This window comes from Iodobacter fluviatilis (assembly GCF_900451195.1).
Classification (GTDB): Bacteria; Pseudomonadota; Gammaproteobacteria; order Burkholderiales; family Chitinibacteraceae; genus Iodobacter; species Iodobacter fluviatilis.
This window is the reverse complement of sequence record NZ_UGHR01000001.1, coordinates 2,389,630-2,414,876: the sequence shown is the minus strand read 5'-3', so window position 1 is coordinate 2,414,876 and position 25,247 is coordinate 2,389,630. Positions and strand designations below refer to the sequence as shown.

The 25,247-nt window shown below is 47.8% G+C and carries 28 protein-coding genes; 19 read left to right on the top strand and 9 right to left on the bottom strand.

The features are described 5' to 3' along the window. Positions 1–144: 144 nt before the first annotated feature. The gene (phbB, locus tag DYD62_RS11015; RefSeq protein WP_115227381.1) at positions 145–879 is read left to right on the top strand and encodes an acetoacetyl-CoA reductase; all 735 of its coding nucleotides are present in this window, start codon (positions 145–147) and stop codon (positions 877–879) included. A gap of 285 nt (positions 880–1,164) precedes the next feature. Here the strand turns inward: phbB and DYD62_RS11005 are convergent, their stop codons facing one another. Continuing rightward, complete coding sequence (locus tag DYD62_RS11005; RefSeq protein ID WP_115227379.1) at positions 1,165–2,130, bottom strand: integron integrase; 966 nt, start codon at positions 2,128–2,130, stop codon at positions 1,165–1,167. Between the two features lie 209 nt (positions 2,131–2,339). Between DYD62_RS11005 and DYD62_RS11000 the strand changes: the two genes are divergently transcribed. The 18 genes from DYD62_RS11000 to DYD62_RS10910 all read left to right on the top strand — a co-directional run bounded on the left by DYD62_RS11000 (position 2,340) and on the right by DYD62_RS10910 (position 15,978). Continuing rightward, positions 2,340–2,771, top strand: a complete 432-nt coding sequence (locus tag DYD62_RS11000; protein WP_115227378.1) for a hypothetical protein — start codon at positions 2,340–2,342, stop codon at positions 2,769–2,771. Between the two features lie 400 nt (positions 2,772–3,171). Next, positions 3,172–4,125 carry a DUF4238 domain-containing protein gene (locus DYD62_RS10995; RefSeq protein WP_115227377.1) on the top strand — a complete coding sequence of 318 codons (954 nt, stop codon included), beginning with the start codon at positions 3,172–3,174 and terminating at the stop codon, positions 4,123–4,125. Between the two features lie 115 nt (positions 4,126–4,240). After that, positions 4,241–4,735, top strand: a complete 495-nt coding sequence (locus tag DYD62_RS10990) for a hypothetical protein (RefSeq protein ID WP_115227376.1) — start codon at positions 4,241–4,243, stop codon at positions 4,733–4,735. 133 nt (positions 4,736–4,868) lie between these two features. Continuing rightward, positions 4,869–5,309: a hypothetical protein gene (locus DYD62_RS10985; RefSeq protein ID WP_115227375.1), complete on the top strand. Its 441-nt coding sequence runs from the start codon at positions 4,869–4,871 to the stop codon at positions 5,307–5,309. Between the two features lie 96 nt (positions 5,310–5,405). After that, positions 5,406–5,744, top strand: a complete 339-nt coding sequence (locus DYD62_RS10980) for a DUF440 family protein (protein WP_115227374.1) — start codon at positions 5,406–5,408, stop codon at positions 5,742–5,744. Positions 5,745–5,845: 101 nt separating this feature from the next. Further along, positions 5,846–6,082 (top strand): hypothetical protein, encoded by a 237-nt coding sequence (locus tag DYD62_RS10975; RefSeq protein WP_132038645.1) that lies wholly within the window; start codon positions 5,846–5,848, stop codon positions 6,080–6,082. Positions 6,083–6,192: 110 nt separating this feature from the next. After that, complete coding sequence (locus DYD62_RS10970) at positions 6,193–7,125, top strand: hypothetical protein (protein WP_132038646.1); 933 nt, start codon at positions 6,193–6,195, stop codon at positions 7,123–7,125. Positions 7,126–7,228: 103 nt separating this feature from the next. Next, the gene (locus DYD62_RS10965) at positions 7,229–7,720 is read left to right on the top strand and encodes a GNAT family N-acetyltransferase (RefSeq protein WP_115227371.1); all 492 of its coding nucleotides are present in this window, start codon (positions 7,229–7,231) and stop codon (positions 7,718–7,720) included. Between the two features lie 379 nt (positions 7,721–8,099). Beyond that, positions 8,100–8,852: a glucose 1-dehydrogenase gene (locus tag DYD62_RS10960; protein ID WP_115227370.1), complete on the top strand. Its 753-nt coding sequence runs from the start codon at positions 8,100–8,102 to the stop codon at positions 8,850–8,852. Between the two features lie 77 nt (positions 8,853–8,929). Further along, positions 8,930–9,385: a DUF4240 domain-containing protein gene (locus tag DYD62_RS10955; protein WP_115227369.1), complete on the top strand. Its 456-nt coding sequence runs from the start codon at positions 8,930–8,932 to the stop codon at positions 9,383–9,385. 135 nt (positions 9,386–9,520) lie between these two features. After that, the gene (locus DYD62_RS10950; RefSeq protein ID WP_115227368.1) at positions 9,521–9,862 is read left to right on the top strand and encodes a DUF2489 domain-containing protein; all 342 of its coding nucleotides are present in this window, start codon (positions 9,521–9,523) and stop codon (positions 9,860–9,862) included. Between the two features lie 62 nt (positions 9,863–9,924). Continuing rightward, positions 9,925–10,254, top strand: a complete 330-nt coding sequence (locus DYD62_RS10945) for a MafI2 family immunity protein (RefSeq protein ID WP_115227367.1) — start codon at positions 9,925–9,927, stop codon at positions 10,252–10,254. Continuing rightward, positions 10,251–10,700 (top strand): GNAT family N-acetyltransferase, encoded by a 450-nt coding sequence (locus DYD62_RS10940; RefSeq protein WP_115227366.1) that lies wholly within the window; start codon positions 10,251–10,253, stop codon positions 10,698–10,700. Before DYD62_RS10945 ends, DYD62_RS10940 begins: the two co-directional genes overlap by 4 nt. A gap of 258 nt (positions 10,701–10,958) precedes the next feature. Then, complete coding sequence (locus tag DYD62_RS10930) at positions 10,959–11,411, top strand: antibiotic biosynthesis monooxygenase family protein (RefSeq protein WP_233702905.1); 453 nt, start codon at positions 10,959–10,961, stop codon at positions 11,409–11,411. Positions 11,412–11,928: 517 nt separating this feature from the next. Further along, on the top strand, positions 11,929–12,723 hold the full coding sequence (locus tag DYD62_RS10925) for a hypothetical protein (RefSeq protein ID WP_132038647.1): 795 nt from the start codon (positions 11,929–11,931) through the stop codon (positions 12,721–12,723). Positions 12,724–12,893: 170 nt separating this feature from the next. Continuing rightward, the gene (ettA, locus tag DYD62_RS10920; RefSeq protein WP_115227363.1) at positions 12,894–14,564 is read left to right on the top strand and encodes an energy-dependent translational throttle protein EttA; all 1,671 of its coding nucleotides are present in this window, start codon (positions 12,894–12,896) and stop codon (positions 14,562–14,564) included. Between the two features lie 336 nt (positions 14,565–14,900). Continuing rightward, on the top strand, positions 14,901–15,392 hold the full coding sequence (locus DYD62_RS10915) for a polymorphic toxin type 30 domain-containing protein (RefSeq protein ID WP_115227362.1): 492 nt from the start codon (positions 14,901–14,903) through the stop codon (positions 15,390–15,392). 109 nt (positions 15,393–15,501) lie between these two features. Beyond that, on the top strand, positions 15,502–15,978 hold the full coding sequence (locus DYD62_RS10910; RefSeq protein WP_132038648.1) for a putative adhesin: 477 nt from the start codon (positions 15,502–15,504) through the stop codon (positions 15,976–15,978). 279 nt (positions 15,979–16,257) lie between these two features. Here DYD62_RS10910 and DYD62_RS10900 read toward each other — a convergent pair whose 3' ends face one another. From DYD62_RS10900 to DYD62_RS10865, 8 genes are read right to left on the bottom strand one after another with little or no spacing between them, the layout of a single operon-like run. Next, positions 16,258–16,899 (bottom strand): hemagglutinin repeat-containing protein, encoded by a 642-nt coding sequence (locus DYD62_RS10900; protein WP_115227359.1) that lies wholly within the window; start codon positions 16,897–16,899, stop codon positions 16,258–16,260. Further along, positions 16,896–17,219: a hypothetical protein gene (locus DYD62_RS10895; protein WP_115227358.1), complete on the bottom strand. Its 324-nt coding sequence runs from the start codon at positions 17,217–17,219 to the stop codon at positions 16,896–16,898. The genes DYD62_RS10900 and DYD62_RS10895 overlap by 4 nt, the downstream gene beginning before the upstream one ends. Beyond that, positions 17,219–18,028: an Imm49 family immunity protein gene (locus tag DYD62_RS10890; RefSeq protein WP_115227357.1), complete on the bottom strand. Its 810-nt coding sequence runs from the start codon at positions 18,026–18,028 to the stop codon at positions 17,219–17,221. Before DYD62_RS10890 ends, DYD62_RS10895 begins: the two co-directional genes overlap by 1 nt. Then, the gene (locus tag DYD62_RS10885; RefSeq protein ID WP_115227356.1) at positions 18,025–22,173 is read right to left on the bottom strand and encodes a hemagglutinin repeat-containing protein; all 4,149 of its coding nucleotides are present in this window, start codon (positions 22,171–22,173) and stop codon (positions 18,025–18,027) included. Before DYD62_RS10885 ends, DYD62_RS10890 begins: the two co-directional genes overlap by 4 nt. Then, positions 22,139–22,588 carry a GTP pyrophosphokinase gene (locus DYD62_RS10880; RefSeq protein ID WP_115227355.1) on the bottom strand — a complete coding sequence of 150 codons (450 nt, stop codon included), beginning with the start codon at positions 22,586–22,588 and terminating at the stop codon, positions 22,139–22,141. The genes DYD62_RS10885 and DYD62_RS10880 overlap by 35 nt, the downstream gene beginning before the upstream one ends. After that, entirely contained in the window at positions 22,585–22,815 is a 231-nt protein-coding gene (locus tag DYD62_RS10875; RefSeq protein WP_115227354.1) for a hypothetical protein, read from the bottom strand. The genes DYD62_RS10880 and DYD62_RS10875 overlap by 4 nt, the downstream gene beginning before the upstream one ends. Then, entirely contained in the window at positions 22,805–24,451 is a 1,647-nt protein-coding gene (locus DYD62_RS10870; protein ID WP_115227353.1) for a VENN motif pre-toxin domain-containing protein, read from the bottom strand. Before DYD62_RS10870 ends, DYD62_RS10875 begins: the two co-directional genes overlap by 11 nt. Before the next feature lie 18 nt (positions 24,452–24,469). Then, on the bottom strand, positions 24,470–25,189 hold the full coding sequence (locus DYD62_RS10865) for a hemagglutinin repeat-containing protein (protein ID WP_172476492.1): 720 nt from the start codon (positions 25,187–25,189) through the stop codon (positions 24,470–24,472). Positions 25,190–25,247 lie beyond the last annotated feature (58 nt).

Sequence of the window (25,247 nt, the reverse complement as noted above, 5' to 3'; positions counted from 1 at the left end):
CCTTGTTTTTATGGCGAGAAAAAACAAGTCATAAAATTCACACCTACCTTACACCAAAACATGCTTTGCTTATACATACAAACAATGTAAGATTTTTAACGGCTTCTACATAAACATTCACACAAGCAAAGAAAGGGAGAGTCTATGAAAAAAATCGCACTCGTCACTGGTGGCATGGGTGGTATCGGTTCTGCTATTTGCAAAGCACTCGCAGATAGCGGCTTTAATGTTGTAGCGACCTACTCTAAGGCAGGCAGAGAGCTGCAATGGCTGGCAGACATGAAAGCATCGGGCTATCTTTTTAGCGCTTATGAGTGTGATGTCACTGATTATGACGCCTGCGTTCGCATGGCTGAAAAAATCAATGAAGAAATCGGCCCTGTTGATGTATTAGTAAACAACGCAGGGATTACCCGTGACGCTACATTCAAACGCATGGGCAAGCTGGATTGGGAAAGCGTGATCAGCACTAATCTTAATTCGCTGTTTAATGTATCCAAGCAGTTTATTGATGCCATGGTCGAGCGTAACTGGGGCCGTGTGATTAACATTTCTTCCATTAACGGCCAAAAAGGCCAGTTTGGCCAAACCAATTACTCCGCAGCAAAAGCCGGTGTACATGGGTTTAGTATGGCTTTAGCGCAAGAAGTTGCAAAAAAAGGCGTTACAGTTAATACCATCTCTCCGGGCTATATCGCTACCGACATGGTAATGGCTGTTCCTGAAGACGTGCGTAATAAAATTATTGCCGGCATCCCGGTTAATCGTCTTGGTACACCGGAAGAGATTGCAGGCTTAGTCAGCTACCTTGCTTCTGACTTATCCGGCTTTATGACCGGTGCAAATATCGCCATCAATGGCGGTCAGCACACCTGCTGATTATATTAAAGCCACACCTGCTGATGACATGAAAGCCACACCTGTGGGTTTCATTAAAACCACAGGTGCGGATAATGTAAAACCAGCACCTTTAATGGTGGCAAGGCGGATTAATGATATTGAGGCCACACCTTCTTATCATTACCCCGCCTTTTTCTTGACCGCCCCATAGCATTCAACACAAAAACCTACTCCAATCCTATATTTTCTGAATCTTGCTCATCAACGACCTGTAAATTTTTCTTTAACGGGATTAAAAGCCGCTCTTTAATTACTGAATACCCCTTAAGAAACGCCATACCGATCCAAGGGGCTTTGCACCCCCATGCCACCCCGATTTAAAACATGGGTGTAAATCATGGTGGTACGTACATCGCTATGCCCAAGCAGCGCCTGCACAGTACGAATATCGTAGCCCGCCTCTAATAAATGGGTGGCAAAAGAGTGGCGCAATGTATGAGGCGTCGCCAGCTTGGCAATGCCCGCTACCTGCAGCGCCTGTTTCATCGCACGCTGCATGCCCTTTTCATCCAAATGATGCCGCCGGATCAGCCCAGAGCGCGGATCCGCACTGCGCTGGGCTGAAGGAAAAATATATTGCCAGGCCCACTCCCGATTGGCATTCGGATATTTTTGTGCGAGGGCAAACGGCAGGTAAACCTCGCCCCAGCCCTGCGCCAAATCGCCCTCATGCAATGCTTTTGCATCAGCCATTTGTGCTTGCAATGCTGTGACGATATTCGCGGGCAACATGGTCACACGGTCTTTATCCCCCTTGCCCGAGCGCACCACAATTTCTTGCCGAGCAAAATCAACATCCTTCACCCGTAACCGCAAGCCCTCTAACAGCCGCATCCCTGTGCCATACAATAGCCGCCCCACCAGCGACCAAACCCCATCCAGCTCTACCAGAATTTGCTGCACCTCCTTCGGCGTTAGCACCACAGGCAGGCGCTGGCTAGCTTTCGCGCTGACCACGTCTTTCAGCCATGGCAAATCAATATGCAGTACCTCACGATAAAGAAACAGCAGCGCGGACTTGGCCTGATTCTGCGTTGATGCGGACACCTGCCTATTGACTGCCAAGTGGGTTAAGAAAGCCTCAATCTCACTTTGCCCCATTTCCTGCGGATGACGCAGCTGATGGTGCCGGATATAACGCTTAATCCAATCCAGATAAACCTGCTCGGTACGCAAACTATAGTGCAATGTACGCAATCGATCGCGAACCTGATTCAACAGCACGGACATGGTGGAAATCTCCGCTCAATCGGGTGTAGTATATCGGCATAAAATACATCAGGCTAAGCCCTGCAAGGCATTTCACTGGGCTCAGCGTTTTATACACCAAGGACGGTGGTTTATCTGCTGTTTTAGGGTGTCTACATCTTGTTGGGCGTCAATCGTGGAACGTGCCGCTGGTTGAGTGGATTCATCTTTACAACGGGACGGAACGACAGATGAAATCTGGAATCGCAATTACTCTGCAATATCAGCATGACCATATCGAAGACGCTGTTCTTATCTACTCAAGCCAGGAATGTTCAGTCTTTCTGCTTGCCGAAGGTGAGCAAACGATGCCTTCATTCGTCAAGCTAAAGTTTGAAGGTGCAAGATGTGTTCGCAGCGCCAGTACTGATTGCAGTCCTGCGATAGGGATATACCCAAGCAACCCGGGAGATAGCTTTCTCGTCGAACTGACCGATTTAAAATGGCCCATTGAAGCTCACAACGCCTACACATATGCCAACTCACCGCTTAAGCCTAGAGGTCGGCATTTCGTTGTTTCCAACCATGATGTCTTCCACGAGATACTCGCAGAATCATTCGAGGAATCCCTAATCGTTTCAGGCAACGCAGAGTATGAGTGCATCAAGAAGTACTTCGCGTAACACAACCGTGGTTACGCCCAACCCGGCAGCCGAGCGGACCTGCGCGAGAAGCCGCGCAGGCCGCTCACTTCTACGTTAGGCCCCCCTGCCCATTGTTCTATTTTTTAGCTGGCGCACTGTAGCGGCAGCTTATGTTGCAATCGCATTAATATTTTCATTCTGTTTTTCAGCTTTCTTTTCTAGTAACGTATTAACACGCTACAATTCGTCGGTTCTATTTTTAATGGCTTTCTTTTTTCGTATTTCTGTTTAATTACGAAAAACTTGGGCATTATTTTTTGTGCAGTGGTAATACGCCTAACATGGCATTCAAGCAGACTGGCCGGAACGTGCGGCTTTTTTATCCAATTGCAGCGTAGGCCAGCTGCTTAATTTTGACGTTATGTTTTAATGAGCTAGCATGAAAAAATATCTTCAGGCAAAAAAGAAAAATCATTATGTTTGGAGAAAATATCTCCAAAACTGGACGGTGGAAGGTAATGTATATTACCTGACAAAGAAGAATAAAATTTCAAAAGATAGTCCAACAGGAATGTGTAGAGAAGAAGGTTTTTATAAAATTAGTACTCTTAATAAAAATGACTTAGCTTATATAAATTCTTGGGTAAAAAAATGCCCTGATCATCTTCAAGAATTTCATAATAAAACAATAAGTAAGTTTTTATATGCCTCAAATGTATTGAAAATAATTGAAGAAGAAAAAGAAAAAAGTGAATTTCTTGAAATGGCTGAAAATGCTATCAGGCACAATTGTTTAGAAGACATGTATTGCGGGGTTGAGCGCGGAGCTGAAAAATCAATTGAAGGCCTATCCGTGGGAAATATTTCTGTTATCAATGATATAAAAAATGCTATAGGGCTGTATTCATATTTAGGCCATCAAATAATGAGAACTAAAGCAATTAAAGAGAGATTTTTTTCTGCTTCATCGAGTAACAATGAATTTTATCGCGATCTTACAGAAAAAAATTGGTGGTTAGTTAGCTATATACTCGGTACCAACATAGGTTGGTCTCTGTATGAGTCAAGAAATCGCGACAATTTATCTTTGGTAAAAAGCCCACAAGATTATGCATTTATAACAGGAGATTGTCCGGTGATAAATATTCACCCTGAAGTCGATGCCATTGTAGGTGGAAATCCTGTTGAATCACTAGATTTATATTTTCCGGTATCGCCAAAATATGCATTAATAATTTGTGAATCTGAAAAATGGCGAAATTTAAGCGGTGACATTGAAAAAAATATTGTCGCCAGTCTAAATCGTAGAATCGCTAGTAATGCAAAGTATTCAATTTTCAGCAATACTGAAGAATTAGTGAGAGAAAACAGAAAAGAGGTCGGTTCATGGTAAAACATAACAAGTCGCTCAAGGTCGTGGCTTCGCCACTGGACAGCCCCAATCGGCGCATGCTTCGCATTTTATGCGCCGCTTGTGTCTGCCCCTTAGCTCTGCGTTAGGCATCTATATGTCCTACCCACCACAACTTCAACGCCTTCATTCAGCATTACTGTGTCTGCCGGGTGTTACAGGAATATCGAGTGGAATTCAAAGCCTTCAGGGTATCTCGGCAGACGATCTACGTTTTCCTGATTTTGCAACGTTACCAATTGGTGCCATCCGACGCACACTTGGCGGCCTTGATGCCGAAGCTCTAATTCAGGTCGAGTTTGAGGTAAGTCCATCCGACAGCTCTTGGCAAACAATTGAGTTTCTTGCTTGGTTCATACGTGACCAAGCACGCGCCGGACTATCCATCCAACTTCGCCCCTTTGCGCTCCCGCCAGAGGTAGCCGGTCAAGTTCAGATCGGCCACACATTACGTTGGCACCTTGATCTTTTCTGCTCAAACACAGCCGCCGATTTGTCTCCACAGCTTCAGCAAGTCGAACGAGTTGCACAGACGCTTGAGGCTGCGATTCAGGTTTATGGCAGTCATCTTGAAATAGGCGTTAAGGCCTAACTCGGCGCTCAACCTCGCTCCTTTCAGTCGCTGGACGCTGCGCGATACAGCCGCGCAGCGTCGGTTAGCTCTACGTTAGAGTTCGCAAAATCATTCTTGTGACGAAAATTTACCAAGTAGCAAAGGATTCAAAATGGAAAAAGTATCAAAGTACGCACTGCATGAATACTCAGAATACGCAATAAAACGATCTTCTATCTTCGTTTCCACAGTTGAAAACGATGGGTTTGAAGTTCTTCCTGGTCGTTACGGTGGTGAGTACAACAACGACATGCTGGCTATAGGCAAAAGCAAGGAACAGGACAAAGATATTCTCCTTCTTGGACTAAAGGTCACTGGCGACGATGGTGATCTTCAACTTGATATGAAATCATTGGGTTCGCACCGCCAATTATCTAGTGAATGGCTAGACGTTGTAGTGTATTCGCTCCGCCTTTCTGAACAAGGTTGCCACTTTGCAGAACGAATTGCAGCAGCTCTAGCAGCCGACAGACTTGTTACGGGCGTTGTTTATCTCGACGGCGAGGATGAAAAAGTGAAGCTGATTCGTATTTCTCAAGACGTGGATGACTAACCCATCATTCAAGCGGACTAGCCGAGAATCGGCGGCTTTCTTGGATGCTACATCAACGGCCGCCCGCTTAATTCAAACGTTAGGAGCCATCGAACCATGCGCGATCGATCAAAGCGACACGGCATTAAAACGGTCATGCGAATGGCTGAGACACGTGTCTACGATCAAGCCGAGAACTCGCTGTCGACCGAGCGTCTCGCTGAGATGAAATTGGCCACAGGGTCTAGCCTATTTGTAGCCGGGCGCTACCCGTCGGATGGCTGGGAGCCAATCGTCGGGTTTCTCCCCGACAACGACTTTCACTACGAAGTCACGGTTGGTATTGCTGTCGCCTCTGGCGAACATCCGAATCTCTTGGCGAAGGTTCTCATTAGCCGTGACATTGAAGAAGACCTCTGCGTCATCCGCTGGAACCCAACCCAAAATGGCACCTAACAATGCAGTCAACCGGACACCAAACTGCTACGCAGTTTGGTTCCCTCCGCTGCGCTCTGGTGCCGGTTACTTTCAACGTTAGGCCTTCGGTGAATACGCAAATGTTTAAATATCAAGACGGCTCAGAAATCATGATTGGAGATTCCGTGCTCCTTGAGAATGGCCGCACTCTGGGGACGGTCAAGTTCATCGTCACCACACCAGAAGAAATGAAGGCGACCAATGTTGAAGAGCCTGGCGTCATGCTCCAATCTCCACCATTTGGGCGAGTCTATCTTCCACAATGGTCGCTAGTGCAAGATCCCTTGAGGTTTGTGTCGCGTGAGCAACAGGCCTAACACTGCGGTCAAGCGGGACTGGCTTACAGCGGGCTTCGCCCACTTCCAGCCAGCCCCTTACCTTCAACGTTATGCCCAATACTTAGGAGCCTCTTGATATGCAGGACAGAATGGAAGAAGGCCGCAAAAAGGGTTTTTTGTTTTCTTCAGACGACATGAATCGGATTGAAGCTCGCGAGAGGGAGCTGCTTGAGTATCGAGAATTGATTCAACTGCAAGAAAAGCAGTTGGATGAGTACCGGGCACGCCTCAAGCACGAGCAACTTGCTCGTGAAAAGGAAATTCAGAAGGAGCTAGAAGCACGAGAAAAGTTTTTTGCCGACCGCGAAAAGAAGCTCTTTGAGCGGCAAAGAGAATTTGAAGAACACTTAATGCTTCGACAGCATGAGACTGTGGAGCTCAAGTCTAGGCTTGAGCATCAATTAGCAAGCCGTGAAGCCGAATTACAACAAGCGCTACAGGAACTCAAACTGGAGAAGGAACGTTACAACGAGGAGAGCCGAAAGAAAATTGAACTCAAATCCAAAGACTACGTAGCCGATGCCCTTGATACGCTCGACAAGAAGGAAACTCAATTCCATCAAATATCTAAGATTTGGAGCGGAATTGGCGCAGCTTCTCTCGTGGGAGGCTTGGGCTTCTTTAGTTATGTGACCGTTGCAAGTTTTACTGCAATTCCCAACCCGGTGACATGGGAGTTCATTACTTTCTCCGTCTTTAAAGGATTGATTGCTGTTGCACTTTTTGCGGCTTTAGCCAAGTACGCCTTCCTCTTTAGCAGTTCATATATGCGCGAAGCACTTAAGAACGCTGATCGACGCCATGCGATCAACTTCGGAAAGTTCTACCTAGAGTCTTATGGCGCAGCGGCTGAATGGACGCAAATCAAAGAGGCTTTCGAGCATTGGAACATCGCAGGGGCAAATGCATTCTCTAAGCCTGAAGAAAACCAGCTTGATGTTACGGCACTTGAAAAAGTCGCGTCAGTTTTCGAGAGGGTTGGCAAGGCATTGCCAACTCTAAACAAAGACAAAAATGCATAACCCGGCGCTCAACCTCGCTCCCTTCGGTCGCTGGACGCTGCGCCATAAAGCCGCGCAGCGCCGGTTAGCTCTACGTTAGGCGCATGATAACAATCGATAATTTATGAACACTCTCATAAAAAAAACCGAAGAAGTAGATTGGAAAGCACTGAAGGAACTACGCCTTGAATCCCTGAAGGAATCGCCTACAGCATTTGGGCTTTCTTATTCTAGTATGGCTGAATCAACCGACGCTCAATGGCAAGATCGCGCCGCTTGCAGAACGCCTCCCTCATACTTTATTGCTTGGAATGATTCTGAGGCAATTGGTATGATTGGTGGGGTCATTAACAATGATGAATATAATCTGATTGCAATGTGGGTTTCGCCAAACAATCGAAGTCTTGGCATCGCTAAAAAACTAGTCGAGGTCGTACTAGGCCATGCAAAAGAAATGGGCAAAAGCAGTGTAGTTCTCTCCGTTTCACCAGAGAATGCTCCTGCAAAAATTTTGTACGAAAGTATGGGGTTTTGTTTTATTAAGAAATTTGAATATCTGGACAGTCATCCACATATTCAAGTGCAAAAAATGGTAGTTGACCTTAGCATTCCATGAAGCAAGCGCCTAACTCTTCATTCAACCGGGACGGGCTATCGCCCGCCTGTTAATTTCAACATTAGGCACACCTGCCCATTGTTTTGTTTTTAGTTGGCGCGATGTAGTAGCAGCTTGTGTCGCAATCATTTTGATATTTTTGTTCCGTTTTTCAGCTTTCTATTTACGCTCTTTATTAATACGCTTTTAATTCGTTTGCTCCGCTTTCGTGACTTTCTTATTTAGTTTTATGGTTTGCTACGAAAAACGGGGTTTTATTTATTTTGTAGCGGCAATACGCTTAACATGGCATTCAAGCTGACTGGCCGGAACGTGCGGCTTTTTTATCCAATTGCAGCGTAGGCCAGCTGCTGTGTTTGACGTTATGCAGGGTAAATAAATGAACTCCAAAAAGATTGCAATAATTACAGGTTCAAGCAGGGGTATTGGTGCTGAAGCTGCAAAGTTATTCGCTGAAAATGGTTACGCGGTTTGCATCAACTATATTTCGAATGACGCTGCGGCGGAAAATGTGAAAAATGAAATTCTGCAAAAGGGCGGTCGTTGCATTTCTGTAAAAGCAGACGTGCCTATTTCTAGTGAAGTTGCTAGGTTATTCGAAACAGTAGATTCAGAGTTTGGAGCAGTTTCGGTTTTAGTAAATAATGCAGCCATTTTAAAAAATCAATGCTCATTAGTTGAAATCTCAGAGGAGCGTTTTACTGAGGTGCTTCGAGTAAATATCATGAGTTGCTTTCTTTGTAGTAAAGAAGCAATTAAACGCATGTCAACCAAAAACGGTGGCGTTGGCGGTGTAATTGTTAATGTATCTTCAGGTGCGTCTAAAAGTGGTTCTCCAAATGAGTATATTGATTACGCTGCTTCAAAAGGTGCAATTGACACACTAACCAGAGGTTTGGCTTTAGAAGTTGCCGCAGAAGGAATTAGAGTGAATGCCGTACGTCCCGGTCTTATTTACACAGAAATGCATGCATCAGGTGGTGAGCCCAATCGCGTTGACCGTTTAAAATCCAAAATTCCTTTGCAAAGAGGCGGTAAACCTCAAGAAGTAGCAGAGGCAATATTTTGGCTTGCCTCTAAAAAATCTTCATTCGTCACTGGCAGCTTCATAGAAGCTGCCGGAGGTTTGTAATGCATAACAAGTCGTTGCAGCTCGTGCGCTTCCACTGGGAACTGAGGCCGACAGCAATTGACCATTGAGGATCGCAGATGGATGAAAAGGTGTTCTGGAATCTCATTTCCCGAATCAACTCACAGAAGCTAGCTGAAGGACGCGAAGACCAAGCGCTTCTGCCCCTTGCTAAGCACTTCAAAACTCTTGCCGAAGCAGATCTATTCGAGTTTGAAGAAGCACTCTCCAGGTATCTATACGAACTTGACGGAACGGTCTACGCGCAAAACGCAGGAGAGTCTAGCGATTCGGGCGATGCATTCCTCTATGCAAGATGCTATGTCGTAGCAATGGGCAAGACCTACTACGAAGACGTCAAAGCAAATCCCGGCCAGATGCCCAAGAGTCTAGACAACTGGTGCGAACCATTGCTCTATGCCCATAGAGAAGCATGGGCGCGACTGACAAAGAACAGTCAGCAGGACTGGCCGTACATTTCCTCTGTAAGCTACGAATCCTTTAGCAACAGAAGGGCTTGGAACCACCTGAGATAGTCCGCTTGGTGATGCCTAACCCGCCGTTCGAGCTCCGGCATGGCACCTAGCCCGTGCCACGCCTATGTTCATTCTGCGCTTCACGGGCCAGACGCCATGTCTCCACGGCCAGCTCAACTCCAACATTAGGCCCTTATGTCCGCTGTAATCACAAATGAAAGCTACGCTTTGTCAGTTCACAAGCGCGTAGGCACTGTAGCGTTTGGCATGCTCAGTGGTGAGATTGGATTTATTGAAGGTGCAATTGAGTTGGCATCTTTGCGCCATGAAGCCGCAGTCGAAGAAAACGACCCTGACTTTATGGCTTTTGTTGTAATTGCATCCGAAACGGATAGTCTTCCGATTGGTACATCAAGAGAACTATGGTCTAAAGAAGCATTAGCTAAGCATCAACCCGAAATTGATGCCGCTATTGTTTGGGCTAAAAAAGTGGGGTTAGCCGCCTGTCAATCTCTTGCGGGGCGTTTCTATACCTAACCCATCATTAGCGCCACTTAATTTAAACGTAAGTCACTAAAGACGCTTAGAACATCGCAAATATGAATCAAAAGGTAGATAACGCTCAAGACGCCAATGGCGTAAAGCTTCGGTTGTCTGCGCAGCGAGCGTTGTGTGGCAATATTCCGAGAACGCTTAGGTCGGTATCCGTTGAATATCACGACACGGTCATTGCATGTAGATATGTGTTTGATGACGGAGCTACTACTTCAGAGATGGCGCTGTTGAGTTGCGCCGGTACGGAAATCATTGCAGATTACAATGAACCTTACACAATTACAGAGGAATTTATGACTATCCCTTTCCCAATCAAGCCGGAGTATTTGCGCTATCTCGTCTACATGCGAGCCGAAGGAGTTGTCGCCCTATGAGCAGAAAGCTTCGCGAACTCCATGCTCATGAATATGAAAATGTGTGCGCTTGGGCAATCAAAGAAAATTGGCCTGGCCTAGTCAAGGGTGAAGTAATCACGCATGAGGGTTTTCTGAAAATTCTCATGCTTCCGGGCCACCTCAGCTTTGCTATGAGCGAAGAAGGAGCTTCTGCTCTTGGGTTTGGGCAAATTTGGCTTTCCCCCAATGGCAAAACGAACTTGATTCGCATCCTTGTAGATCCGGCAATGCGTGGAAGAGGAATCGGTAAGAACCTATGCGCATTATTGCTTGCGGAGGCACTTCGTATATCAAACACCGCCCAAGTTTTCCTTCGGGTCCGCAGAGATAATCTCCCTGCAGTTGCGGTCTACCGATTCCTTAGCTTTAAAGATATTGAGGGGGAAAGTAATGCAGACGTTCTGGCAATGGCATATGGGCTCTAACCTTTCGGTCAACCGGATGGCACTCCATTCCCCACTGGATTCTTTGGGCTGGCGGCATGTCACTTTTGCTTGGTCGGGTCATGCACGCCCTGATTCTGATCACTAAAGGTTGGGGAAACCCTCGGGCAGTGGGAATGATTCTGACTTTCCTGCCGATGGCTGGTTTTGGTCTGTGGTCGTATACAAAAGCGTTGGGTAAAGTGCTGACCCGGTGTTCAATCTGTTAATCAGCATCAAAAAGCCAACTCAAAAGCCGCTATGATTTGGCCACATGACTTTCTTTGCTTTTCAATTGGCGTCATTGCTAACAGGGCATGCCACTCTTTTTTAGCTCAAGCCGTTTGCTTCGCTCTCGGCGCCCGCTCCTTAATCAAACGTAATGCTTCAGGTGAAATTGCTATGTTAGAAGTTGCTATTCTTAATGTCATTCCGGGCAAAGAAGCTGAGTTTGAGACTGCTTTTCGTCGAGCATCCGCGATCATTTCCAGCATGAATGGGTATATATCTCATCAGCTGCAACGTTGCGTGGAAAATAGTAGCCGTTATATTTTATTGGTCAATTGGCAAACACTTGAGGCACACACCGTTGGCTTTCGTGGTTCGCCTCAATACCAGGAATGGAAGCAGCTGCTCCACCATTTTTACAATCCATTCCCAACTGTTGAACATTATGAGGTGGTACTTGAACAAAAAGCCTTGCCTATTGTTTAAGCGAACCACCATCATTGGCACAGGCCATCGCTGCCCTTTTACGTCTTGAATATCCAAGAATGAGCAAGCCCTAGCCGCCCAGAATGGCTCACTTTACATCCTTTTATTAACTTACATTCATACCCGTTTTGCGGATGATAAAGAAGTTAAATTAAAGGAATGCCACCCATCGGTGACCATATAGCATGACGTTGAAATGCCGTGGCGGGTGTGCTGCAGGCGGCTTTTGCTGCTTGATTACATCAAACATTAAATTGCACAGTGAAACTCTTTAACACGCTCAACCTTTTCAAGCCAAGCAATGCCTCAGCAGCCATAGTCACTCTGGATAGCTGGCATCTGGTATTAGGATAGAAAATAAATGAGTGCTTGTTTAATTCAGGTTATTAGACCTCAAAACAAAAAATTCATAGGCGCTGATGCTCCACTCTGGTGATGACTACACCTATGCAATATTTCGATCGCAATGCTTGGCTTTGCTCCTTACAAACACAGCCCCCCCTACCCGGTTTTAATCATGTTTAAATTTATACCCCAGGCAACACTGTTGCTCTTGTCAGTATCCACCGCCCTTGCCGCATCGCCACGCATGAGTTCGCTGAAGGTCAGCCAGCCTGAAGCGGCAGTAATGCGGGCGTGTACGCAGGACGAGCTCTGTGTTGAAATTCTGCCTGGCTGCGAAGGTGAGGCATGCGCCAGTGGCGAGGCCGATGGCAAAGTATTCAGCCTCACGGGCGGCCAGCGTAATCCGGTGTACTCTCGCTATCATTTAGCGGAGCTATTATCCCCAAATGAAGATACTTCACTGCAGCTGTGGCCAAAGCTGATCCGCTTTGGGGATGGCATTCTGGCAGGCGCGGAGACAAAGCTGCGCAGCATGTATTCTGGCGGCGGAGCGAGCTCCACCACCCTGCACCTCATCGCCTTTTTGCCAGACCAAGCACCATTTGTGGTACTCAGTGTGCCGCAGAGCGCCAGCGTAATGATCCGGGCGTGCTTTAGCGAGCAAAACATGAAGCAGCGTGCAGGAGCCTGCCATGACTTATATGACTTTAACGCTAGCCTTGCCCTGACGGGAGCATACGCAGCAGATATGCCGGTGCTGCGCTATCGCAGTAAGGCAACCTCTTTTCCGGGGCCTGTATCGCGCTCTAAAGATTCGCTTTCTGGGCGCCCCCTTCGCCAGCGCGACATCCTTACCGTTACCGATCCCCAGTGCAGCTATCAGAGGCTGTATCGCTTCGACCCGGCCACCCGTGCGTATATTGCAAATAAGCCAGCGCCCGACTGCTCGGATTACACCACACCCTGACTTTGACCTTGTTTAGGGCCACGCTACTTCACGCCGTTCTGTGGCTCTATTTTTACAGCCAAACACCTGCCAAAGCGGTGTTTATTGGGCATGAATGATATGCTTATGCCCATTGGCAGAAAATAGCTCGCTGCCCACACCCTATTCACCCTCTTATAAAAGGAAAACAAATGGCTCAATATGTTTTCAGCATGAATCGCGTTGGGAAAATTGTCCCGCCTAAGCGCCAAATTTTAAAAGATATCTCACTGAGTTTTTTCCCTGGCGCAAAAATTGGCGTTTTAGGTTTAAATGGCTCGGGCAAATCGACCGTACTTAAAATTATGGCCGGTATTGATAAAGATATTATTGGCGAAGCCACGCCGATGCCGGGCCTGAATATTGGCTATCTGCCGCAAGAACCACAGCTTGATCCGCTTAAAACAGTGCGCGAAGAAGTGGAATCAGGCCTTGGAGAAGTTTTTGAAGCCCAAGCCAAGCTAGAAGCCGTGTATGTAGCCTATGCCGAGCCTGATGCTGATTTTGATGCGCTGGCCGAAGAGCAAGCTCGCCTAGAAGCCATTATTTCTGCCGGATCCGGCGACAATGCCGAGCTGCAGTTAGAAATCGCTGCAGATGCGCTGCGCCTGCCGGCATGGGATGCCATCATTGGCAATCTGTCTGGTGGTGAAAAGCGCCGTGTAGCGCTTTGCAAACTGTTGCTATCCAAGCCAGATATGTTGCTGCTGGACGAGCCAACCAACCACTTGGATGCAGAATCCGTAGATTGGCTTGAGCAATTCCTGTGCCGTTTTCCAGGCACTGTTGTGGCCGTTACCCATGATCGCTACTTCCTTGATAACGCAGCCGAATGGATTTTAGAGCTGGATCGTGGCCACGGTATTCCATGGAAAGGCAACTACTCCAGCTGGCTGGATCAAAAGCAAGACCGCCTGAAAGTGGAAGAATCGCAAGAATCAGCCCGCCAAAAAACCATTAAAAAAGAATTGGAATGGGTTCGCCAGAATCCTAAAGCGCGTCAGGCCAAATCCAAATCACGGATTGCCCGCTTTGAAGAGCTCAATAGCCAAGATTATCAAAAGCGTAATGAAACACAGGAAATCTTTATTCCTGTGGCCGAGCGCTTGGGTAATGAAGTGGTGGAATTCGAAAATGTCAGCAAAGCCTTTGGCGATCGCTTATTGATTGATGACCTCAGCTTTAAAGTACCACCTGGCGCCATTGTGGGGATTATCGGGCCAAACGGCGCGGGTAAATCCACCCTCTTTAAAATGCTGGCAGGCCTTGAGCAACCCGACAGCGGCACGGTTAAAATCGGCACGACCACCAAAATGGCCTATGTGGATCAAAACCGCGAAGCCTTGGGCGATGGCAATAAATCCGTCTTTGAAGTAATTTCCGGCGGCCACGATATTCTGACCGTAGGCCGCTACGAAACATCCAGCCGCGCTTACATCGGCCGCTTTAATTTTAAGGGCGCGGATCAGCAAAAAATCGTCAGCCAATTATCCGGCGGCGAGCGCGGCCGCCTGCATCTAGCCAAAACACTGATTGCCGGTGGCAATGTCTTGCTGCTGGATGAGCCGTCCAACGATCTGGATATCGAAACCCTGCGCGCACTGGAAGACGCGCTGTTGGAATTCGCCGGTTGTGTGATGGTAATCTCGCACGATCGCTGGTTCCTGGATCGGATTGCTACGCACATCCTAGCGTGTGAAGGCGATTCCAAATGGCAATTCTTTGACGGCAACTATCAGGAATACGAAGCCGACAAGAAAAAACGTTTGGGTGAGGAAGGCGCAAAACCAAAACGCATTCGTTACAAGCCAATCAGCCGCTAAAAAAAGCAAAACGGGAAGCCATGGCTTCCCGTTTTTTATTGCACCGATTCAGCGTCAACAGCATTCCAAACGCCTCCCCGCTTATCTGCTGCGGCCTAAAAACCACCGCAACGCCTCCGCCATCTGCACTACCTGCCCGCTTAACTTCATTTATAAATAATGAACCTGCGTCAGTAAATCAATAAGCCCATCATTCTGCCTGACTCACCGCAAATAATTACTCTAATATTTTATTTTATGACTATTATAATTAATAAAACTTAATAAATACACATCATCTACTTACACGCCACTGCAGACAATATCGATGCGGGCATTCAATGCAGGAACAATAAAATGCCTGAAGGCTTAGCCGATCTGTTTGGAGCAGACCAATGGGTTCCCACTGGTGGGGCGCCAACAACCACCGCAGCAACACGACATGGTTTTGAGCTACTGGTACAAGCGCATGTAAACCCCTTAACGCCTGGCGTGATTGATGGCGGTGGAACCTGCGCCAACATCCTGGCGGCCATCCCTGCCGGGCTGCAGAATATTTTTGAATTTGAGCCCAGATCACAGCATGGCTTCAAATTTACATGGACAGATACAGATGGAGTGCCGTGGCAGGTACACGGGCATGAGCCAGATGCAGGTGCCGTTGCCGGGCATGTGGGCGCAGGCGCATGGACCATGCGCGTGCAATGCGGCAGAGATTTTATGATGTCACGTCAGCTGGTTTCTGATTTCCCCGCCCTGCACGCCAACTACACCCCTCCTACATTCTGGAGCCGCTGTAGTACGCCATTAAAAGTTGGGCTTAGCCATATTGTGATCAACAATCCATAGCCCATCCCCCTCCTCGGCCGGAGTGCACCATGCCTGCAAAAAAAAAGCTTTAGATGATCAGCTGTATGTTTTCTCTGATAACAATGGCAACCGGCATCACAACGATGCCATGATTACAGCACATGGTGAGCAGCTGCTGTTTGGCAACACCTTCAGCAGAACATTAACCGTGCCCGCAGGCACCGCAATCTCTTTCTTTGCGCCGCATGGCAACACACTCACCACCACTTTTAACAACTGCGGCCGTGGTGCAAACCGGCCAGCAGGCGTAGTAGAAAGAGTCGGGGCGGGAGCAGAGTGCTACGACTACAACCTGACCAAGTTTGAAGGCTATCACTGTAAAGGCCTAACCGGCATAGCCACGCTGGATAAAATCATAGACTGCTGCTACGACGGCCAGCGCGGCCTTTCTTACGACAATCTTGAAACACTGGTGCAAGACCCAACTGTAAACGTAGACGTGATCACCATCAGAAACCGCTGGTGGAGCCGTGAAATGACACTCAGCAGCCTGATTTTCCAACTGATTAACGCAGGCTATCACTACAACGAAATCTATTGCTCCTTCTGCCGTGGCCCCGCCTAGGTTTCATGGGGCAGCATCCGCAACTGCGGCGTACCCGATCACCGCTTCTGACTGTTTTGCACTTCTGCATTTGGATCTGTGTTTTCTGCCAGTGCCTTTTTTCCGCATCCGCCTCAGCCGTGCGGTTGGCCATAAAGGTGTTGCCTTCTTGCAGGAAGGTTTTGGTGGCGCTGAATAGCTCGTTGATTTTTTCAGGTTTAAAATCGTTGGCGAGTTGTTGCTGCGCGCCATCGGTATCGCGGCTCAGGCTGGCGATGGTTTCTGCGGCAACTTTACCAGTCAGCTCTTTTTGCTTGGCTTCGTCGTTGGCGGAGGCGATGGCGCTTTTGTTGGTGCTGCTGCCATTGTCCCCAGCGCTAAGGGCGACGGGCGCCGTGGGTGTGATGCCGCTTGGGCCTGCGTCGTAGAGTTTGCTACCAGGAGGGGCTGCGGCCTGATCGCCACTTTTGCCGTCTTCTGCCTTTTTATCCGTTCCGCCCATGCTAAAGCCACCGCCAATGCCGATGCTGCTGGCGCTGTATCGGCGTGGTTGTTGATGTCTTTTTGGGTGAGCGTACCGGTGCTAAGGGTGTTGTCGTCCGATTTGCTGGCGATCACCGCGCCGTTCAGGTCAGTATTCTTTTTAACCTTTATCTCAAAGCCTTCTTTGCCTGCAAACAAGCCACTTTGCTCGGTAACGGCCGCGTAGTCAGATTTCATTTTGTCCTGACTGATGCTGGCGCTGCCCGACACACCCGCCCCTGCCGTAACGCTGGCACTGGCGCTGCTTTGCTTGCTATCAAACTGGCTGGTGTCCTGGCGGCTGGCGAGTTTTAAATCGCCACCGATGTCAGCAACGATTTTGCTACCGCTGACAACGGCGCCTTCTATGCGGGTGTCGTTGCCAGCAGCCAGTGATAGAGCCTCATGATCACAAATCAATCATGCTTTAAATTCATAAAAAACTTCCCTTTTTCAACATCAACTATAAATTCACACGACACCCAGGCAGGTTGGCCTTGAGAAACAAAGAAATCTCGATGTTGCAGTAATAGCTCCCCGATTTCATGAGAGAACGCTCCAGATTCAGGCGCAAACCAAGAAATCTGACCATCACCATTAACATGGTCATACTCAAACTTACAAACATCACCAGAAACATTTAAATCCGCTCTTAAAATTATCTTACAAGAACCCTCTGGCGCTTCATTAAATAGAAGACTTGCCATTTCTTTACACAAAACTATATCTCTACTTTCCACTACTTTAGCCAGCGTTTAATTTTATGCAGCAAATCATCCTTAGGTGGTTCCCAGCCTAGGCGCAGAAAATCATATTCGATTTCATAGTGCGGCAAAGGCTTCACCGGCATTAAAGCCATAGGTATCAAAGGGTGATCAATGACGACCTCGATTCCCTTAATCCAGCACAATTTGGTGCAGAGCACCGCCCAATAGTGAAGAAAATCGCGGTGAATCAATTCGGACTTAATTTTAGTCAGGTTGACGATATGTTCTTCCAGGGCAGGTTTGTCCTGCCGTAGAAACAAGGAGAAGAAATCTCGTCCGGAAACAAACTCTTCACGTAAGGGCTTACCACATTTTTTTGCACCCAAAGCAATCATTTCTTTGATGACCGAATGCTCATCCAGCAAAAGAAATTGCAACATATGCGTGTAATAGTGATAACTTTTGGGGTCAGCCTTGTACATCAAACCGGCATGAGCAATCTGGTTAATACACTCAGGGCTATCAGAAAGAAGTGCATGCACAAAAGCCTCAACTGGTAAGCCAAGATCGCGAAAATCAGGATTAAATCCTGCAGCATTTGCGGCAGCTGACAAAATGCTACTTATATAAAGTTGTTCCCTAACTGTTACTGAATCATGATTAATAAACCAAGATTTGAGAGCACGACATTCATGCATTTCAGCGATCCCTTTTAAAATGGATCCACGATTAACTTTGTCGTGCCGGTTAACGTACCAGTCTAGTTGTCTTGGGAGTTCATTTTCAGCTAGCTTCAATAAATCAAGCAATATCTGCTCACGAGTTCGCATATCGAGGTTCATTTCAGTTTCACCATTGTCATACCAACACTATCAACGCCAGATACCATTTTAACCAGCGTGCCATTATCAAGGGCCTTCAGAATTGCACTACCTGTCGTCGCCTTTGCTGGATCTCCAGATCTTGAAAGCTCATTTGCACGGCTACGGATCCACTGATCCGACATCTGTGGTGGCAGTGCGGTAGTCGGATTCGGCCCCGTCAATTTGATCGAATTATTCGCATTCAAAGGTTTCACTTCATTAATTATCACCTGATCGCCTTTGAAATAAACGCCATCGAAACAATTGCTCCCACATTTTCCATCCAGCGCAGTAAATCCATTACGTGAGAAATAGGCATCAGCCACTGTTTCGCGTAAAGCACCGGCTTGCCCTGTATCCAAACGACTCAATTTACTCAACTGCGTCAATTCTGCCTGATTCAGTGCAGCAGGCACGCCTTGCGTGGTGATTTGTTGCGTCGAGATAAAGCCTTTGCCAGATGCTGTGACCTCACCCGCATTAAGGATCTTGGACGATTCCCATGCTTTGCCAACGAGATTTGCATCTAAAGCCTTTTCCAACTTAGATACGGCAGATGGCGATGCGCCCAGCTGCATTGCAGCATAAAGCAACTCAGACGTTTCAGGGTTGGTCCCCAACACTTGCTGAATGATCTGAGCACCAACTGTATTTGTAGCTTTTCCATCGACAGCTGTTTTAACACCTGTGTGCAAATTATCTGCACCAGAGGTAGCGAGGGCACTTGATGCAACGCAACCCACAACGGTTCCACACGTTGTTGCAAGCCCTACTGCCCCCACAATCTCTGCAGCGCCCCCAACCGCTTGCACACTCCCCATGACCCGTGTGCCAAGCTGATTTCGACTAGCCGCATCCTGCCAAGCCATCGGATCGGAGTATTGGCCGAAAATTGGCAATTCAGCAGAGCCACCCAAATAAACCAACTGAACAGGATCCGTCTGTTTGGCGAGCAATTCACGCTCCCCTTTGAGCGCATCAGTTTTCCCCAACGATTCAAGAGCGGAATAAATCGAATAATTAGGGTCATCTTTAGCCAAACCAGCGGTGCATTTAAGCTGTGCGCATGCAGCAGCCAACAGGCGGACTTCTTTGTTTTTATCCCCTTTTGCCAGTTGTTTGATGCGATCAATCTGCCGAGCATTAGCCAGCATATTATTCTGCATCTCAATCTGCGCCGCATTATTCGCAGCCGCGGCATTGCCATCTGTTGCCGCAACAATGCCGGTGATGATGGAACCGACCAGATTCTTACGTTTCTCCTTTTCACTGGCCGTCATCTTATCTGCGTTGGTGTTTTCAATTTCAGACAGGACGTTATTGATGACGACGCTGGAAGCCGCGCCCACAGCGGCGCTGCTGCAGTTGCTGCTCGTTGCCGCAGCTCCGGCGCAGGAGGCGATGGCGTGTAGGGCGGCGCGGACGTTTTGGCTGGTTTGGTTTTCTTCTCCCTTTACTGTCTGGAAGCTATTGGCTATTTCTTTGATCTTTTCAGCGCCCAAGCTTTGCAGGTAAGCCACAGAGGCGTTTTGCAGCAGGCCTGTTGCACCACCGCTGACATTGCCACCCACGGCAACTTGCAGTGCGGTCATGGCGCGGCCGTAGTCGCCGCCGGGTGTCCATCTATTGGCTTCGGTCAGATTATCTTTTAAGGCTTTTTCTGCATTTGGATCGGTGTTTTCTGCCAGTGCTTTTTTCGCCGCATCCGCCTCAGCCGTGCGGTTGGCCATAAAGGTGTTGCCTTCTTGCAGGAAGGTTTTGGTGGCGCTGAATAGCTCGTTGATTTTTTCAGGTTTGAAATCGTTGGTGAGTTGTTGCTGCGCGCCATCGGTGTCGCGACTTAGGCTGGCGATGGTTTCTGCGGCGGTTTTGCCGGTCAGCTCTTTTTGCTTGGCTTCGTCGGTAATCGTAATTTTGGCGGTGGCGATGGCACTTTTGGTGGTGCTCGTGCCATTGTCCCCAGCGCTGAGTGCGACGGGCGCAGTGGGTGTGACGCCACTTGGGCCTGCGTCGTAGAGTTTATTTCCAGCAGGGGCGGCGGCTTGATCTGTGCTTGGGGCTTTGCCGTCTTCTGGTTTTTTCTCGGTACCGCCTAGGCTAAAGCCACCGCCAATGCCGATGCTGCTGGCGCTGTATTCAGCGTGGTTATTGATGTCTTTTTGCGTGAGCGTGCCAGTGCTGAGGGTATTGTCGTCCGACTTACTGGCGATCACTGCGCCGTTTAGATCAGTGTTGTTTTTAACCTTAATCTCAAAGCCATCTTTGCCTGCAAATAAGCCGCTTTGCTCGGTGACCGCCGCATAGTCAGATTTCATTTTGTCCTGACTGATGCTGGCGCTGCCCGATACGCCCACACCCACTGTTACGCTGGCGCTTACGCTGCTTTGCTTGCTGTCAAACTGGCTGGTGTCCTGGCGGCTGGCGAGTTTTAAATCGCCGCCGATGTCGGCAACAATTTTATTGCCACTGACCACTGCGCCTTCGATGCGGGTGTCGTTGCCCGATTCCAGCGCCAGGGTTTTACCTGCGTTGATATGGCTATTTTGCTGGGCAGTATCTTTGCCATCGGCATGGCCACGGCTCAGGCTGCCGTTGGCGGTGACGCCATAGCTGGCGCCGCCTTGCCCAAAGGTAATCGCAACACCCGCACCCCAGCTGGAGCTGCTGTTTTTGCTGTGTTGCTCGCTCTCATCCAGCGCCGATTGCAAGTTGATATCGCCATCCGATTTCAGCTTGATATTGCCTTTGGCATTGATCTCGCTACCCAGCACATTCAGCTGGCTGGCTTTATCACCCACCGCCGAGATTTGAATATCGCCACCGGCATTTAATGTGCTGCCGCTGTGGCTTATGCTGCTGGTTTTGGTGGTACTTTCAGATTTCGACTCGCCATAAGTGATGCTTACGCTTACCGATTTAGGATCTGCAGCAGCAGCTTTAGCTGCATCAATGCCGTTTTTAGCGGCCAGTGCAGCCGTGCCCACTGATAGCGCTTTTACACGGCTATCTTTGGATTCGCCCGCTGTTTTTGCTGACTCCGCCACTGTTTGTGCGGCTTGCAGCATGGTCAGCGCGGGCGCGCTCACCGCCACGGTAATACCGCTTTGTTTAAAGGTTTGGGTTTCGGTGCTTTGATGGCGATCCTGCCCCGGGTCTACCGTCACTTGCTTGCCTTTCAGTGCAATATCCCCAGCCAGCGCTGATAGATCACTGCCAGTAACCTGAACTGCATTGCCCGCCTGAATCGTCAGCTTGCCCTGCTCGCTGCCTACTAGGCTGCGGTTCTGGCTTTGAATACTGCCATCGGCATCGGTATGGGTTTGTTGCTCTTGCTTGCCGTAAGTAAAGCCAAACCCACCACCGCTAAAGAGGCCCGATTTGCTTTCTTTTCTATCGTGAATATCCTTGCTGCTATTGGTGCCTGCGGTGATTTTAACGTCGTTGCCTGCCAATAATTGCACGTCTTGGGTTGCAGCAATGGCACTCCCGTTGACTTTGATATCCTTGCCTGCCTGGACATTAATACTATTGCCAGACAAGCTATTGCCAACCGCCTGAGTGGTTCGGCTAAAGTCGTAAGTGGTGGAGGTAGAGCTAGAGAACCAGCCACGGCTATGGCGGTAGGTTTCTTGCGTATCGGTCTGCGTTAGGTCGATCGAAGCCAGCTCAATATCTTTTTTAGCCGCTAAGCTCAATTGGCCTTTCTCTGCCAGCAGATCTGCGCCTTTCAGAGTGAAATTGCCATCAGGGCCTGCTGCTTTAATGTTTAGATTTTGGCCCGCCGTGATGCTGCCACCTTGTAAGCTTTCCTTACTAAACGCATGCCGATCGTACTTATCATTGCCTGCGCGCTGGTCGTCCCCGGCCAAGCGCTCTTTTACGGCTTCGATCTGTACGCTGGCGCCTTGCAGGGTTAAATCCTTTCCGGCATGCACATTTGTGCCTACTAGGCTAAGGCGATCACCCGCCACCACAAGGGCCGTGCCGCCTGCGCTGATGCTGCTGATATTTTGCTGGGTGGATTGCTTATCCAGATAACCCGTGCGCCCACCCGCCCAATCGTGGTCGGAGGCTATAGCACGGCAAAATTTAATTGCTGCTTTTAAAACGAAGCCGGTCAGCACTTATCAATATATTCAATGCCTTGTGATACTTATTAATCCTACTAAAATCATTCTCCCCCAAAGAAAAAAGCCTAGTTAAATCCAAATTATCTTTAATATCCTCAATTTTAACTCGCCTAGCCAACTCATTTATCGAGACCCTAGAAATAAAATCTTCGTATACTTCATCAGGACGTTTTGATAAACAGTCAATAGCCTGCACTATTAAGTCAGAAAAACCAAGACACCTTAAATCATCAATCGTTACGCTACTATCTTCGATTACATCATGTAAAACACTAATAATTTTTAGATTTTCATCATCAAATTTTAACATTAATCGTAGCGGATGCAAAATATAGGGGCTCCCAGCTTTATCAACCTGTCCCTTATGTGCGCAACACGCTAAAGAAATTGCTTCATCTAAATAGTTCATCGAACCCTCCCATTTTCATACTGTTCTTTACTGATTTCATTGCCAGACAAAAGTGCATCATTAAACAGTCTATTTTTATGATCCACTGGAGTATGTTTTTCACTTTCACCGTAGAATTTAACATACGTCTTTTGAGAAACATGATCCCAACGAAACATTACCTCTTCATATTCATAATCAATATAAACATCCCGTATAGTAAAAGTAACTCCTTTTTCAATGCCCATTTTTACTCCTTATCGCCTCATAGTAAGCCTTGCTTTGTTTTTGAATAATTTTTGCTTCACTGCTATTTTGATCCAAAACTCTCCATCTCTCATAAAATTTATGCCCCAAACCACCAGGCACTCCTGAAGTAGCAGAAATAGAATCATAGAGTCGATCACCCAACAACCCCCTTGCTAAAGCCTCTGGTTCTTTTGCAAAAATCATTTCAGGTGAATTAACCTGGATTTCAGCAAAAATTCCAGACTTAGTTTTAACAGTAGCATTAACTCCACTATACCCTAGCAAATCATCAGCACCATTAACAATTTTAACATTTGCACCGTTCTTTATTAGATCAGAAGTCACTCTACTGATCTGATCTGAATCAATAATAATTGTATTTCTAGCCAAATCTTTAATTTTTGAAACATCTCCAAAATAATCATTTTCTATTTTATATATTGCTCTTTCTTTTGATTTAATCGGAGATTTTGCAACGCGACCGCCGAAAGTTTCAGCTATTTTGTCAGCAATAAGATCCACTTCCAATTTTGCTTCAGGAGCCTTCTTATATGCGAAATTAAACTTAGCGGCAAAAGCCTCTTCTTTCAATACTGATATTAAAGTACTTGGCGATTTCAAAACCCCCATAACCCTATTAACGGGCAATAGCATTAAAATTATATTGCCAACATCATCAACCAATGGTTGTAATTTTTTCTGCTCATCTGCCTTACGATAGCGACTTAAGTAATCATCCAAAGTTGCAAAGCCGTGACTTGCATCGGCTTTACACCCTGCATCACATGCAGGGCTTGCAGCTAATTGCTTTAACTCTAGTGACAACTGAGAATATTCAACGGGAGTCATCACGGCCAGTTCTTGAGCCATTAATTTCTTCAGAGCCGTTTGATTTTGGTTTTTACTTATCAAATCATACTCATCTTGTATTTTTTTACGCTCATCTGGTGACTTAGCACTTGCAAGGGCCTTTGACTTCTCTTCAATCTGAGTCGGATTAAGATAATTATTCTCCATCTCAATCTGCGCCGCATTATTCGCTGCAGCTGCATTGCCCCCTGTTGCTTCTGCAATCCCCGCAATCAAACTGCCTACCAGATTCTTACGTTTCTCCTTTTCACTAGCCGTCATTTTGTCTGCGTTGGTGCTTTCGATTTCAGACAGGACGTTGTTGATAACTACACTGGAAGCCGCTCCCACGGCGGCGCTGCTGCAGTTGCTACTGGTTGCAGCAGCTCCGGCGCAGGAGGCGATGGCGTGCAGGGCGGCGCGGAGGGTTCCGCTGGTGGCATCTTCTGTGCCTTTCTTTTCTTGAAAGCTGTCGGCGATGGCTTTTATTTTTTCAGCGCCGATGCTTTGCAGATAGCTGACGGTGGCGTTTTGTAGCAGACCACTCATGCCGCCAGTGACATTGCCGCCCACGGCCACTTGCAGCACCGTCATGGCGCGGCCGTATTCGCCGCCTGGGGTCCATTTATCTGCATCGGCTTTGGCTGCAGTAAGTTGCTTCAGAATGCTATCACTTGCGCCTTGATCTTTTGCTTGCTCAAGCGCGGCAGTGGCTTTATCCGCATCCGCAGCACGATTAGCCATAAAATGGCCCGTTTCCTGAACCAACGCTTTGGCCGCAGCCATTTGCTCCGCAAGCTGCTGTTAATCAAAGTGGTTGGCCAGTTTTTGCTGTGCACCGTCCGTGTCGTGATTCAGGCTGGCGATGGTTTCGGCGGCGGTTTGGCCGGTCAGCTCTTTTTGTTTTGCATCATCCGTCAGGGTGATCTGGCCCTTGCTAATCGCGCTCTTCGTGCTGCTACTGTCGCTCTCTTGTGCGCCCATTACAGACGGTGCGCTTGCACTTACATTAGATTGATCAGCGCCCTTGGTTTGAGACGTTTGCTCTTTGCCTGACGAACTAAAATCAAGCCCGCCACCTAAGCTGATGGCGTCGGTCTCGGCGTGGTTGCTGATGTCTTTTTGCGTGAGCGTGCCGGTGCTGAGTTTGTTGGAGTCACTACTACTGACAATCACAGCCCCTGTCAGATCGGTATTGTTTTTAACCTTGATATCAAAGCCGTCTTTGCCCGCAAAGATGCCACTCTGCTCACTTACCGCAGCATAGTCATTATGCGTTTTATCATAGGAACCGCTGGCACTCCCACTTGCACTTGCACTGCCATAGCCAATCATGACACTGGCACTGCCCCCTATTTGCTTATTGTCGAATTGACTAATGTCTTGCAAGCTTTCAACATTTAAATTGCCTTTGATATCTGCAATCACTTCTTGCTGGCCTGTAACCGTTGCTCCGCGTAGGTTGGTGCCTCCCCCAGAAATCAGGGTGAATGTTTTCCGGCACTCCATTGGCTGTTCGGCCAAACGACATTGCTTGAGAGTATGAAACATAGCAGGATTTAAGTTTGCTCTGACCCCAGTT